We start from the raw sequence: 11,902 nt of genomic DNA, 5'->3' as shown, positions 1-11,902 counted from the left end.
GTGGCGCTCCCCACCGAGGGAGCGCCACCCCGACAGTCCGCCGCCCGAGCCGCGTCCAGCGGCGGCGCCGTGACACGATCACGCCGTGCTCGACATCGGCTACGCCCTCTCCGACCGCTTCCCCGACCCGCCCCAGACGGACTACCGCAGCGCTGACGTACCCGCGCTGCGGCACGATCTCTTCTGCGGCGACGTCTATCTGGCCGACACCGCCGAGGACCGCGAGCTGTCCACAGCCTGGGGATGGGTGCCGGTGCTCGACTTCGCGTGGGCGCTGTGCGACATCGCCGAGGAGCTGGACTGCGACCCTCCCCCAGCCTCCGGCCGGGAGGTGCCCCTAGGCAGCAGGTCCCCCGGCCCGCACCGGGCCACGCTGGACTTCACCGAGTCGGCCGAAATGCTGCGGTTCACCCGCCGGTTCGGCTGGGTGGAGATCACCGCGGACTGGTCGGCGGACGACGAGGGCCCGCTCCGTTTCTCCCACCGCGAGCTGCGCCGGGAGGCCCGCGACTTCCTGCACGATCTCGTCGCGGACCTCACCGACATGCACGAGGGCCTGGACGGCAACCCGGTCATCTGGAGCCTGACGGCCCGCTTTCCCCGGACGGACTGAGCCCGGCGCGTGGCCTCTTCGTCTCAGCCGCCCGCCGACACTCGCAGCAGCACGGTCCCGTGCGCCGGTACGGTCGCCGACAGCCGCCCCGTCGAGGTGCTGTCCTGGTGCTTCCACAGGTCGCGTACGCCGTACGAAGCGGCCTGCGGCAAGCCGGTGTCGGTGGCGTCGACGGAGATCTCCTGCTGCTGGCCGGTCTCATTGAAGAGCGCGACGGCGCGGCTGCCGTCGGACATCTCCTTGGCCACCACCCAGCGCCCGTCCTGCTGCGAGACGACCTCGCCCTGCTTGCCGAGCGGGTCCTGGTCGACGGCGATGACCTCCTTGTTGCCGAGGATCTCCAGCGTCTTGTCGTCGGCCTTGCGCAGGTCGGAGCCGATGAGCAGCGGGGCCGCCATCACGGACCACATGGAGAAGTGGGTGCGGTACTCGGTGTCGCTCATACCGCCGTTGCCGACCTCCAGCATGTCCGGGTCGTTCCAGGCCCCGGGCCTCGCGTACTGCGCCAGCGGCAGGTTCTGCTTCATGATGCCCAGCATGCTGTCCCAGTTGTCGGCGATGTCACCGGTGGTGCGCCACAGATGGCTCATCTCGCCGGCCCACTCCCACGGCTTGTTCTCGCCCCACTCGCAGATGCTGTACACGATGTCGCGGCCGGTCTTGTCCAGCGCGTCCCGCATCGCCTGGTACCGCTCCTGGGCCGGGACACCTTCGTTGTTGCAGTTGTCGTACTTGAGGTAGTCCACGCCCCAGTCCGCGAACTGCTGGGCGTCGCTCTCCTCGTGGCCGAGCGCGCCCGGCATCCCGGGTTCGGTGTTGCAGGTGTGGGTGCCCGCGCTGGTGTAGATGCCCAGCTTGAGCCCCTTGGCGTGTACGTAGTCGGCGAGCGCCTTGATGCCGCCGGGGAACCGCTCCTTGTTGGGGACGAGCTTGCCGGCGGCGTCGCGCTCGGGCTCGGCCCAGCAGTCGTCGAGGTTGACGTAGGTGTACCCGGCCTCCTTGAGGCCCTTTTCCACGAAGATGTCGGCGGTCTTCTTGACCATCTCCTCGTTGAACTCGGGCCCGCAGTGCGTGGCGTTCCAGTTGTTGAACCCCATGGGCGGCGTCTTGGCCAGATCGTCACCGGGCGGCGCCGCGGGGGTCGGGGACGAGGGCGAGGACGAGGCCGGGGACGAGGCCGAGGCCGGGGTGGCGGCGTCGGGGTGGCCGGCCGACGCGGGGTCGGCAGCGACCGCGGAGCCGGCGGCAGCGGGCGGGACCAGGCCCGCCCCGCACAGCAGCGCGGCGACGAGTGCTCCGGTCAGTCTCGGGCGGGTGGCACGGCGCAATACGGTGGGGCGCATTTCCGTCCTCCTCGAGGCTCAGCAGACTGCTCCCCGCGCGCCGCGAACTGGACGCCAGGGCAGCCCTGTTGACGGCCACACCGTAAGACTCTGTTCAGCCTTGTTGGAACCCCTTCGTCAAATGTTTATTTCCGTTCGGTTCCTCGCACATATCTCGGCGCGCTCCCCCTCAGGGCTCCACCCGCACCCCGATCTGCGCCGCGAACGCCGGAGCCAGCTCCAGCAGTTGCCCCGGACTGATGGTGGCGCCCGCCAGCCGGTCCACCCCCGTGACCAGGTCCAGCTCCGTCGCCCCGCGCAGGTCCACATCCGTGAGCCGCACCTGGTTGAACTCGGCACGGCGCAGTACGCAGTCGCGGAACGCCACCCGTTCGAGCGAAGCACCGCCGAAGTCGGGCTCGTTCAGCACACAGCCCTCGAACGTCACATCGGTCAGCCGCGCCTGACGCAGATTCAGAAAGTCGATCTTCCCGCCCCGCACCAGCACCCGGTTCAGCCGCGCCCCGTGCAGCTGGATGCCGCCCAGCCGTGCGTCCCGCAGCTCCACATCGCGCAGCTCGGCCCCCGCCAGCTGCGTACCGACCCCCCAGACTCCCTCCAGCACCGAGTCCAGCACTCTGAGCCGTCCGAGCCGGGCCTCGTCCAGCGCGCACCGGTACATCCCCACGTCCAGAAACGTGGCCCCGCTCCCGTCGGTCCCGCTCAGGTCGATCCCCTCGAACCGCACCCCGTCGTAGTCACCGTCCGGCTCCAGCCCGCGCCCCGCGAAGGGCCGCAGCTCGGGCAGCGAGATCTCCGGGCGGCGCGCTTCGCGTACTCCCGATTTCGCCATGCGCTCATGCTGCCCCCCTGCCACTGACACCCGGCCGTTGCCGCCAGTTGACTTCAACCGCACTTCAAGTCGGAGCCTTGGGGCAGCCGGCTCGTCCAACCGGAACCGTCCCCAGGGAGCAAACGCCCATGCACGCCGTACGCCTGCACGCCTTCGGGCCCGCCGAGAATCTGACCTACGAAGAGGTACCCGACCCCCTCCCGGGCCCCGGCCAGGTGCGGATAGCCGTCCAGGCGGCGGGCGTGCACCTGCTGGACGCCTCACTGCGCGCGGGGGTGCAAGCCGGTCCGCTCCCCCTCCCCGAGCTGCCCACCATCCCCGGCCGCGAGGTCGCCGGGACCGTCGAGGCGCTGGGTGAGGGCACCCCGCGACACTGGCTCGGCCGCCGTGTCACCGTGCATCTCGGCACGGCCCCCGGCGGTTACGCCGAGCTGGCCGTCGCCGACGCCGCCACCCTCCAGCCCGTCCCCGACCCGCTCTCCGCGCAGCAGGCCGTCGCCATGATCGGCACCGGGCGCACCGTGATGGGCGTACTGCGCGGAGCCGAGATACGCGCCGAGGACACCGTGCTCGTACTGAGCGCGGCCGGCGGCATGGGCGCACTGTTGACGCAGTACGCCAAGGAGCGCGGGGCCCGCGTCATCGGCGCTGCGGGCGGCCCCGCCAAGACGGCCACCGTCCGGGAGCTGGGCGCCGACCTCGCCGTCGACTACACGCAGCCCGACTGGGCCGACCGCATCCGCGCGGCGTACGGCGAACACCCCGTACGCCACCTCTTCGACGGTCCCGGCGGCGCGCTCGCCCGTACGGCGCTGGAGTTGGTGGGCCCCGGGGGCACGCACTACGCGTACGGCGGTTCGTCCACGCTGCTGACGGGCGCCGGGCGGCAGACGCCACCCGTAGCAGCTCTCACGCCCGAGGAACTCGCGTCCCGCGGCATCACCGTCCGTCCCCTCAACCCCGGCTTCATGCTGGAGCACAAGCGGGAGCTGGAGGACGAGTCGCTGGCGCTGGCCGCCAAGGGGGTACTGACGCCGCTGGTGGACACCTTTCCGCTGGCTCAGGCGGCCGACGCCCACCGTGCGTTGGAGACGCGGGCCACCTCGGGAAAGGTGGTGCTGGTCCCATAACCACCGTTCGGGCGCGGCGGACCGGTGCGCTGGCCTAGCGTTCTGTCCATGACCACCAGGAACGGGAACCGGAAGCGCTGGCTCGTCGGGGTGACGCTGCTGTGCGCCTTGGCCGTGGTGACGGCAGCCGTGCTGCTGTTCCAGCACTTCCAGCGGGAGTGGCAGACCACGTCCCTCTCCGTGCAGGAAGGCTGGCGCGCCTCGCAGGTGTACGCGGCCGCCGACGACGCGCTGTCCGTACCCGAAGGGACGACGGAGAAAGCCGCGAAACGCGCCGCCCGCCAGGGCGAGCTCAAGCTGCCCGCGTCGGCGAAGGGCAACCCCGAGGGCTATCTCTACCCCTCCACCTATGTGGTGCGCCCCGAGACGACCCCGACGTCACTGGTGAAGTCCATGACCAAGAAGGCCCGCGCCCGGCAGGACGCCACAGCGGGCGCGCACGGCTACGACACCCTCACCATCGCCAGCATCATCCAGGCCGAGGCGGACAACCCCGCGGACATGGCCAAGGTCTCCCGCGTCATACAGAACCGCCTCAAGCGCGATATGCCGCTCCAGATGGACTCGACCATCAATTACGCGCTTCACCGTTCCACCCTCAACACCAGCCACGCCGACACCCGGGTCAACTCCCCCTACAACACCTACCGGTTCAAGGGCCTGCCACCGTCACCCATCAACAACCCGGGCCCCGACGCACTCGAGGCCGCCCGGCATCCCGCCTCCGGCGACTGGCTCTATTTCGTCACCGTCAAACCGGGCGACACCCGCTTCACGGACGACTACGAACAGCACAAGAAATGGGTGGAGGAATTCAACGCGGAACAGGCCAACGGCGCTTAGGTGCCGTTGGCCAGCTTGGCGGCTTGCGCGTTGATCACCGCGGTGGGCTGCCCGTACGCCTCACCCCGCGTCATGGACGCGATGTTGAAGGACGAGAAACCGGCGAGCGTGGTGCCCTTCCGGAAGACGACGACCTTGGTGTCGGCATCGGTGTCGTCCTGCTTGGTGCCGACCGTCCAGGCGACGGCTTCCTCGCCGACGGACATCTTCTCCTCGGCGATTTCGGTGACGCGCTGCTTTTCCCCGTCGATCGTCATCCTGAAGCCCCCGGCGCACTTCTTGGCCGCCTTCCGCAGGGTGGCGAGAGTCTGGTGCGCGCCATCGGCGTCATAGGACCACAGGGAGGTCTGGGTCTTGGTGATGTCGAGCGAATCGAGGGTCGCGTCCTCGACTTCCTGATCCGTCATATCCGCCAGCTCGTCCACCGGGGGAATACCCTTGCCAGCCTTTTCCGACTTGTGGACGACGAGCCGCTGAGCACTCGCCGCCGGCTTACCCGCGGGCAGCGCGGACAGCACCTGGGCGACGGGCTTGCACGCGGCCTTTTCCACCGTGAGGTCACCGGCTTCGAAAGCTTCGCCCTTGCCCGGCTTCTTGACCTCTCGCCCCTTGACGTCGCCTTGAGCGATGACGAGCTTCTCCAGCTCCCCGGCCGTGAGAGCCTTCGCCGCCGGCTCGGCCGACTCCCCTACGGCCTTCGCCTTCTTGCCGTCGTTCTCCTCACCACCGTCACCCCCACAGGCAGTGACGGTGAACGTGACACAGACCGCGGACACGGCCAGGGCGGTACGACGTATGGCAGCGACTCGCACTGTGCTTCTCCCTGTGCTCCAACGCCCTGCGCCCACGTACCGCGCAGAACTGTTGCAGGCAAGACCCGCCCACCTGGGCCGGGGTTGCACACAAACCGAGCACATTTCGGTCACGACTACCACACCCGCCCCAGCAGGCGCACCCCGGCATCACCACCGCCACCGGAAAACCACCCCCCTGCAACTGAACCCCCAACGCGGCACATCCGTGGTGCTTCGGAACCCCGCCGCCGATGCGGGGAACCGCGGAAGGGAGACGGAAATGCCCCGAGACGCAAGTTCGCAGTGGAGTGGCGCAGGCAGCGGCTACTCCTACACAACCGATGACGCCAGGTCGGAGCGGAGCAGCTCCACAGTCACCCCCAGGACGAATCGAGTCGCCTATGCCGACGTGCCAAGGGTCCGACCGTTGGGCACTGCGCAGACGGCGCGGCGGGAAAGGCCGGCCCCTGACACCGGCTCGGAGTACAGCGCCTCACAGTCTGCCGCTCACCCGCAGTACGACGACCGGCAATCCGACAGGTACTCGCAACGGAGCGGCGTGACAGGCACCGGAGACAGCCGCTCCCAGTACGGGGACTCGGTCGCCGACTCCCAGACGTACGGGAGTGACCGATCAGTCGCCCAATGGCTCGAAAACTCCGCTCCCGAACCCCGCCACGGCGGCCTGCGGACGGTCCCCGGCCGGACATTTCCGGTAGGCAAGAACTACGAGGTGGCGCAGCATGCAAGAAGCTTGGTCTGGACGGCGGCTCCCAAAGGGCGGAGCCCACAGAACGCCGGACTAGGGCTGGTGAGGCGCAACGGCCAAATTGTGGGAGTGAAAAGCCTCGGCACCGGCAAGTCCAAGCCCAACAAGCCCAAGCGCTGACACAATCCAGATCCTCCGGCCCACGAAGAATTCCCTGGCCGGTCAGAGGCCCCGTACCGATCCTGCCCCTGCCACGGGGATGGCCGCTCGCGGCCCGCTCGCGGCCGCAGCGGAGCGTACCGGCTGCCTCCACGGTGACCGGTAGGGGGATGCGCCGGGATGAGCGCGGTCCGCACCATTGTGCGGACGATCGCGCAGCGTAGCCGCAGCAATCACCTCGGCTGCTGTACCCCGCTCCTGTACCGAACCGAAGAGGCCCGCCCCGGATCCCCGGGACGGGCCTCTGACCTGCGGAGCCGCCTGTCGGATTCGAACCGACGACCTTCTGTTTACAAGACAGATGCTCTAACCAGCTGAGCTAAGGCGGCGGGGTGTCGTCGCTCGAGCAGTGTACCCGGGAGTCGGATCGTGATGTCTGGGGCTACTGACAAAAGCGCGGGGAGGGGCTAGCGTCTCGCCAGGTCCACGCGGTGGACCAGACCTCCCTTTACGACGGATCGTCCGGCACGTACCTGCCGGTGAAGGAGAAGAGAACAATGGCCACGGTCACCTACGACCAGGCGACCCGGGTGTACCCCGGCGCCGACACCCCCGCCGTCGACAAGCTCGACATCGAGATCGCGGACGGGGAATTCCTCGTTCTCGTCGGTCCCTCCGGTTGCGGTAAGTCCACCTCGCTGCGGATGCTCGCGGGGCTGGAGGACGTGAACGAGGGCAACATACGCATCGGTGACCGCGACGTGACCCACCTTCCTCCGAAGGACCGGGACATCGCGATGGTCTTCCAGAACTACGCGCTGTACCCGCACATGACCGTGGCCGACAACATGGGCTTCGCGCTCAAGATCGCGGGTGTGCCGAAGACCGAGATCCGCAAGAAGGTCGAGGACGCGGCCAAGATCCTCGACCTGACCAAGTACCTGGACCGCAAGCCCAAAGCGCTCTCCGGCGGTCAGCGGCAGCGGGTCGCGATGGGCCGGGCCATCGTCCGTGAGCCGCAGGTCTTCCTGATGGACGAGCCGCTCTCGAACCTCGACGCCAAGCTCCGCGTCCAGACCCGTACCGAGATCGCGAGCCTCCAGCGCCGCCTCGGCATCACCACCGTGTACGTCACCCACGACCAGGTCGAGGCCCTGACGATGGGCGACCGCGTGGCGGTGCTCAAGGACGGTCTGCTCCAGCAGGTCGACAGCCCCCGCAACATGTACGACCGCCCCGCCAACCTCTTCGTCGCGGGCTTCATCGGTTCCCCGGCCATGAACCTGGTCGAGGTTCCGATCACCGACGGCGGCGTCAAGTTCGGCAACAGCGTGGTGCCGGTCGAGCGCGAGGCTCTCACCGCCGCCTCGGACAAGGGTGACAAGACGGTCACGGTCGGCGTCCGCCCCGAGCACTTCGACCTCGTGAACGGGGACGGCAACGGCAAGGCCCTGTCCAAGGACGAGAAGGCCGGCGTCCCCGTCACCGTGAACGTCGTCGAGGAGCTCGGTGCCGACGGCTACGTCTACGGCACCGCCGAGATCGGCGGCGAGACGTGCGACCTGGTGGTCCGCGTTCCGGGCCGCGCCGTCCCGGAGAAGGGCACCACCATCCACGTGGTGCCGCAGGGCGGCGAGACCCACGTGTTCTCCACCTCCTCCGGCGAACGCCTCAGCGACTGACCGACCGGCCGGTCTGCCGCCGGGTACACGGGCACAGATGAGAGGACGAAGGGCCGTGACGGTTCACCCGCCGCGGCCCTTCGTCGTCCCCGGCCTTCGCCGCGTTCGCCCTGTTCGCCCCGTTCGCGCCGTTCTCGCCTTCACGCCCTTTCCCGCGTTCACGCCGTTCCCCCTTCCGTGCGGCCCCTCTCGAACAACCCACTTTTCCCGTCGCTCGATACGGTGACAAAATGTCGCCAAATCACTACCGCTCGCTACCATCGCGGGCGTGAACCACGCAGCCCGCCGTATCGGCCGATCCCTCGCCCTCGTACTCCCGGTCGTGCTCGTTCTGTCCGGGACCCTCGCCGTCACCCATGTCCCATGGGCGCCAGAGCCCGCGGACTCGCCGGTTCTCGCCTCCTCGGCGGAGAACTCGGCTCAGAACGCGGCACCGAACTCGGCGCACAAGGCGTCCGCGCGCACCGCCTCGACACCGGCCGGACCGGCGTCGCGCCGGGCACCGCAGGACGTACTCCGCGACCGGCTCATCGCCGAACTCCAGGAGCAGGACCCCGGAGTGGCGCTGAACGGTCTCCAACGCGCGATCACCCGTAAGCCGTCCCTGGCCCGGCACTGCGCCACGATCGCCCGGGCGCTCGGCAAGGCCGCCGTCCACAAGTACGGTGCCCAGCGCGCCCAGCGGTTCTCGCGCCCCGTCTGTGACACGTCGTTCGCCTACGGTGTCGCGCAGCTGAGCTGAGCTGAGCAGACCGAGCTGAGACAGCGCGCGCCGGAACAGCCCGGCCGAGCAGTCGGGGCACGGTGCCCCGAGGTATGGGTGCGACGCCCCGCGCATGCCCGGCGCGCATAGGCTGCGGCACATGACCCAGCACCCGACCCAGGCCGTGATCCTTGCCGGTGGACAGGGATCACGGCTGCGGCCGTACACCGACGACCGTCCCAAGCCGATGGTGGAGATCCCCGGTACGGGCGTCCCGATCATCGGCCACCAGTTGGCCTGGCTCGCGGAGGAGGGCGTCACCGACGTAGTCGTCTCCTGCGGACACCTCGCCGAGGTGCTCGAGGAGTGGCTCGCCAAGGCCGAACTCCCCTGCCACGTCACGACGGTGATCGAGCGCGAGCCGCTGGGACGCGGCGGCGGACTGAAGTTCGCTGCGCGCTCCCTGCCGCGCCCCGACGAGCCGTGGTACGCGACGAACGGCGACATCTGGACCCGCTTCTCGTTGCGCGAGATGGCCGCTTTCCACACCGAGCGCGACGCCACCGCCACGCTGGCTCTCGCCCGCCCGCGCATTCCCTGGGGCGCCGTGGAGACGGACGAGTTCGGTCACGTCCTCGACTTCATCGAGGCGCCGCCCTCCCCGTATCTGATCAACGCGGGCGTCTATGTCTTCTCGCCCCGCTTCACCGAGCTGCTGCCCGAGCGCGGCGACCACGAGCGCACCACCTTCCCGCGGCTCGCCCGCGAGCGCGCCCTCGCCGGCTTCCCGCTCCCCCAGGGCTCGTACTGGCGGGCCATCGACACCGCCAAGGATCTGCGGGAGGCCGCCAAGGAACTGACCGCTCAAAAAAAGTCGTCCGGCGATGTCGAGAACCCGCGTCCGGCTCCGTCCCCGGGGTGAACGCGACCACAATGGGTCGCACCAGTACCGAGGAGAAACCAGATGGCCAAGTACCTGCTGCTGAAGCACTACCGCGGCGCCCCGGACCCGGTCAATAACGTGCCGATGGACCAGTGGAGCCCGGAGGAGATCTCGGCACATATGCAGTACATGAACGACTTCGCGGCCCGGCTGGAGAAGACCGGCGAGTTCGTCGACGGCAAGGCGCTCGCCCCCGAGGGCGAGTGGGTCCGCTACGACGGTGAGGGGCGCCCGCCGGTCACCGACGGACCGTTCGCGGAGACCAAGGACCTCATCGCCGGCTGGATGATCATCGACGTCGACAGCCACGAGCGCGCCGTCGAGCTGGCCGGGGAGCTGTCGGCCGCACCGGGGAAGGACGGCAAGCCGATCCACGAGTGGCTGGAGCTGCGCCCGTTCCTGACCGAGAAGCCCAGCACCACGGAGTGCCCTCATCGATGAACGAGGTCCTGCTCAGGAGCCTCATCCCGAGCGTGCTCACCGTCCTCGTCCGCCGCGGAGCCGACTTCGCGGCGGCCGAGGACGCCGTGCAGGACGCGCTGGTGGAGGCACTGCGCGTCTGGCCGGCCGACCAGCCGCGCGATGCGAAGGGCTGGCTGATCACCGTCGCCTGGCGCAAGTTCCTCGACGCGACGCGCGCCGACGCCGCCCGCCGCCGGCGTGAGGAACGCGTCGAAGAGGAGCCGGCACCCGGGCCCGCGCCCGCGGTCGACGACACGCTCCAGCTCTACTTCCTGTGCGCCCACCCGTCGCTGACCCCGGCGTCGGCGGTCGCGCTCACCCTGCGCGCCGTCGGCGGGCTGACCACCCGCCAGATCGCCGCGGCATACCTGGTGCCGGAGGCGACCATGGCGCAGCGGATCAGCCGGGCCAAGCGCACGGTCTCCGACGTTGGGGTATCCCCTGCTCTGGGGGCCCCTCCCGGCCGAAGGCTGGGGGAGAAGCCGAGAGCTCGGGGAAGGTTCGACCAGCCCGGCGATGTCGCCACCGTGCTGCGCGTCCTCTACCTCGTCTTCAACGAGGGCTACTCCGGCGACGTCGACCTCGCCGCCGAGGCCATCCGGCTCACCCGGGAGCTCGCGGCCCGTATCGACCACCCCGAGGTCGCCGGGCTGCTCGCCCTCATGCTGCTCCACCATGCCCGGCGCGCCGCCCGCACCGCGCCCGACGGCAGCCTGGTACCGCTCGCCGAGCAGGACCGTGGCCGGTGGGACACCGCGTTGATCGCCGAGGGCATCGGCATCCTGCAGCGGGCACTCGCCCGCGACCGGCTGGGCGAGTTCCAAGCCCAGGCCGCCATCGCGGCACTCCACGCCGACGCGCCCACCGCGGAGGAGACGGACTGGGTGCAGATCGTCGAGTGGTACGACGAGCTCACGCGCCTGACCGACAGCCCGGTCGTACGGCTCAACCGCGCGGTCGCCGTAGGGGAGGCCGACGGACCGCGCGCCGGCCTCGCGGCACTGGCCGAACTGGACGCCTCACTGCCCCGCCACACCGCGGTGGCGGCCTACCTCCACGAGCGGGACGGCGACCTGGCGACGGCGGCCCGGCTGTACGCGGAGGCCGCCCACAAGGCACCCAACCTCGCCGAACGCACCCACCTGACCCGCCAGGCCGCCCGCCTCAACACCCGCGGACGCCACTAGGTGTATTGACCTGGAGCGTTGTTGACGCGGCTGATGGGTGGGTGGCCGTCGAGTGCGGTGTGGCAGCGGTGGTGGTTGTAGGTGTGGAGGAAGTCTGTCAGGGCTTCGGTGCGCTCGTCGTTCGAGGTGTAGGAGCGGATGTAGGCCCACTCGTCGAGCAGGGTGCGGTTGAAGCGTTCGACTTTGCCGTTGGTCGGGGGCCGGTAGGGCCGGATTCGTTTGTGGGAGATGCCGGTGCTGGTGAGGCTCTGGGTGAAGAGTTTGGATTTGTAACAGGCACCGTTGTCGGTCAGGACTCGTTCGACGTTGATGCCGTGAGTGCGGAAGAACGCGTTCGCCCGTTGCCAGAAAGCGATGGCGGTGTGCTGGCGCTCGTCGGGCAGGACCTCGCTGTAGGCGAGGCGGGAGTGGTCGTCGACCGCGGAGTGGATGTAGCTGTAGCCGATCACCGGCTTGCAGCTTCGGCGGGCGGGCGTGGTGGCCTGCCGGTTGCGGTCACCGG

Annotated in this window: 11 protein-coding genes, 1 tRNA gene and 1 pseudogene; 8 read left to right on the top strand and 5 right to left on the bottom strand. The window is 69.5% G+C overall.

Annotation, left to right across the window (positions count from 1 at the left end; genetic code table 11):
- Window positions 1-85 precede the first annotated feature (85 nt).
- A complete protein-coding gene (locus ITI46_RS30010; RefSeq protein WP_209243076.1) occupies window positions 86-613 on the top strand; it encodes a hypothetical protein in 528 nt (175 codons plus the stop codon).
- Window positions 614-645: 32 nt separating this feature from the next.
- On the opposite strand, the pseudogene ITI46_RS30005 reads toward ITI46_RS30010, so the two are convergent.
- Together ITI46_RS30005 and ITI46_RS30000 are read right to left on the bottom strand one after the other, a co-directional pair.
- A pseudogene (locus tag ITI46_RS30005) lies at window positions 646-1,956 on the bottom strand (glycoside hydrolase family 27 protein); the annotation flags it as partial.
- Window positions 1,957-2,125: 169 nt separating this feature from the next.
- Window positions 2,126-2,788 carry a pentapeptide repeat-containing protein gene (locus tag ITI46_RS30000; RefSeq protein ID WP_209243074.1) on the bottom strand — a complete coding sequence of 221 codons (663 nt, stop codon included), beginning with the start codon at window positions 2,786-2,788 and terminating at the stop codon, window positions 2,126-2,128.
- A 128-nt stretch (window positions 2,789-2,916) separates the two neighbouring features.
- Between ITI46_RS30000 and ITI46_RS29995 the strand changes: the two genes are divergently transcribed.
- Both ITI46_RS29995 and mltG read left to right on the top strand, forming a co-directional pair.
- Window positions 2,917-3,918: a zinc-binding dehydrogenase gene (locus tag ITI46_RS29995; RefSeq protein WP_209243073.1), complete on the top strand. Its 1,002-nt coding sequence runs from the start codon at window positions 2,917-2,919 to the stop codon at window positions 3,916-3,918.
- A 48-nt stretch (window positions 3,919-3,966) separates the two neighbouring features.
- The gene (gene mltG / locus ITI46_RS29990; protein WP_209243072.1) at window positions 3,967-4,761 is read left to right on the top strand and encodes an endolytic transglycosylase MltG; all 795 of its coding nucleotides are present in this window, start codon (window positions 3,967-3,969) and stop codon (window positions 4,759-4,761) included.
- Here the strand turns inward: mltG and ITI46_RS29985 are convergent.
- Both ITI46_RS29985 and ITI46_RS29980 read right to left on the bottom strand, forming a co-directional pair.
- Window positions 4,758-5,537, bottom strand: a complete 780-nt coding sequence (locus tag ITI46_RS29985; protein WP_307808381.1) for a hypothetical protein — start codon at window positions 5,535-5,537, stop codon at window positions 4,758-4,760. The two genes, mltG and ITI46_RS29985, sit on opposite strands and share 4 nt — an antisense overlap.
- A 1,201-nt stretch (window positions 5,538-6,738) precedes the next feature.
- Window positions 6,739-6,812, bottom strand: a tRNA-Thr gene (locus tag ITI46_RS29980).
- A gap of 168 nt (window positions 6,813-6,980) precedes the next feature.
- Here ITI46_RS29980 and ITI46_RS29975 point away from each other — a divergent pair.
- The 5 genes from ITI46_RS29975 (at window position 6,981) to ITI46_RS29955 (ending at window position 11,400) form a co-directional block, all read left to right on the top strand.
- Complete coding sequence (locus ITI46_RS29975) at window positions 6,981-8,105, top strand: ABC transporter ATP-binding protein (RefSeq protein ID WP_209243070.1); 1,125 nt, start codon at window positions 6,981-6,983, stop codon at window positions 8,103-8,105.
- A 268-nt stretch (window positions 8,106-8,373) separates the two neighbouring features.
- Window positions 8,374-8,847 carry a hypothetical protein gene (locus ITI46_RS29970; RefSeq protein WP_209243069.1) on the top strand — a complete coding sequence of 158 codons (474 nt, stop codon included), beginning with the start codon at window positions 8,374-8,376 and terminating at the stop codon, window positions 8,845-8,847.
- A gap of 121 nt (window positions 8,848-8,968) precedes the next feature.
- A complete protein-coding gene (locus tag ITI46_RS29965; RefSeq protein ID WP_209243068.1) occupies window positions 8,969-9,730 on the top strand; it encodes a nucleotidyltransferase family protein in 762 nt (253 codons plus the stop codon).
- 42 nt (window positions 9,731-9,772) lie between these two features.
- Complete coding sequence (locus ITI46_RS29960) at window positions 9,773-10,192, top strand: YciI family protein (RefSeq protein WP_209243067.1); 420 nt, start codon at window positions 9,773-9,775, stop codon at window positions 10,190-10,192.
- Window positions 10,189-11,400, top strand: coding sequence for an RNA polymerase sigma factor (locus tag ITI46_RS29955; RefSeq protein ID WP_209243066.1), 1,212 nt, complete (start codon window positions 10,189-10,191; stop codon window positions 11,398-11,400). The genes ITI46_RS29960 and ITI46_RS29955 overlap by 4 nt, the downstream gene beginning before the upstream one ends.
- On the opposite strand, the gene ITI46_RS29950 is transcribed toward ITI46_RS29955, so the two are convergent.
- Window positions 11,397-11,902: integrase core domain-containing protein (locus ITI46_RS29950; RefSeq protein WP_209243065.1), on the bottom strand; the 506-nt coding region annotated here is incomplete at its 5' end. The two genes, ITI46_RS29955 and ITI46_RS29950, sit on opposite strands and share 4 nt — an antisense overlap.

It is taken from the genome of Streptomyces oryzae (genome assembly GCF_017676365.1).
GTDB lineage: Bacteria > Actinomycetota > Actinomycetes > Streptomycetales > Streptomycetaceae > Streptomyces > Streptomyces oryzae.
The sequence above is the reverse complement of the archived record's forward strand: the minus strand, read 5'-3'. Positions and strand labels throughout refer to the sequence as shown.

Bases quoted from the DNA above. Each gene is read 5' to 3' on its own strand.
- ITI46_RS29965 (WP_209243068.1), top strand. From the start codon at position 8,969: ATGACCCAGCACCCGACCCAGGCCGTGATCCTTGCCGGTGGACAGGGA.
- ITI46_RS29960 (WP_209243067.1), top strand. From the start codon at position 9,773: ATGGCCAAGTACCTGCTGCTGAAGCACTACCGCGGCGCCCCGGACCCG.
- ITI46_RS30000 (WP_209243074.1), bottom strand. From the start codon at position 2,788: ATGGCGAAATCGGGAGTACGCGAAGCGCGCCGCCCGGAGATCTCGCTG.
- ITI46_RS29955 (WP_209243066.1), top strand. From the start codon at position 10,189: ATGAACGAGGTCCTGCTCAGGAGCCTCATCCCGAGCGTGCTCACCGTC.
- ITI46_RS29995 (WP_209243073.1), top strand. From the start codon at position 2,917: ATGCACGCCGTACGCCTGCACGCCTTCGGGCCCGCCGAGAATCTGACC.
- ITI46_RS29975 (WP_209243070.1), top strand. From the start codon at position 6,981: ATGGCCACGGTCACCTACGACCAGGCGACCCGGGTGTACCCCGGCGCC.
- mltG (WP_209243072.1), top strand. From the start codon at position 3,967: ATGACCACCAGGAACGGGAACCGGAAGCGCTGGCTCGTCGGGGTGACG.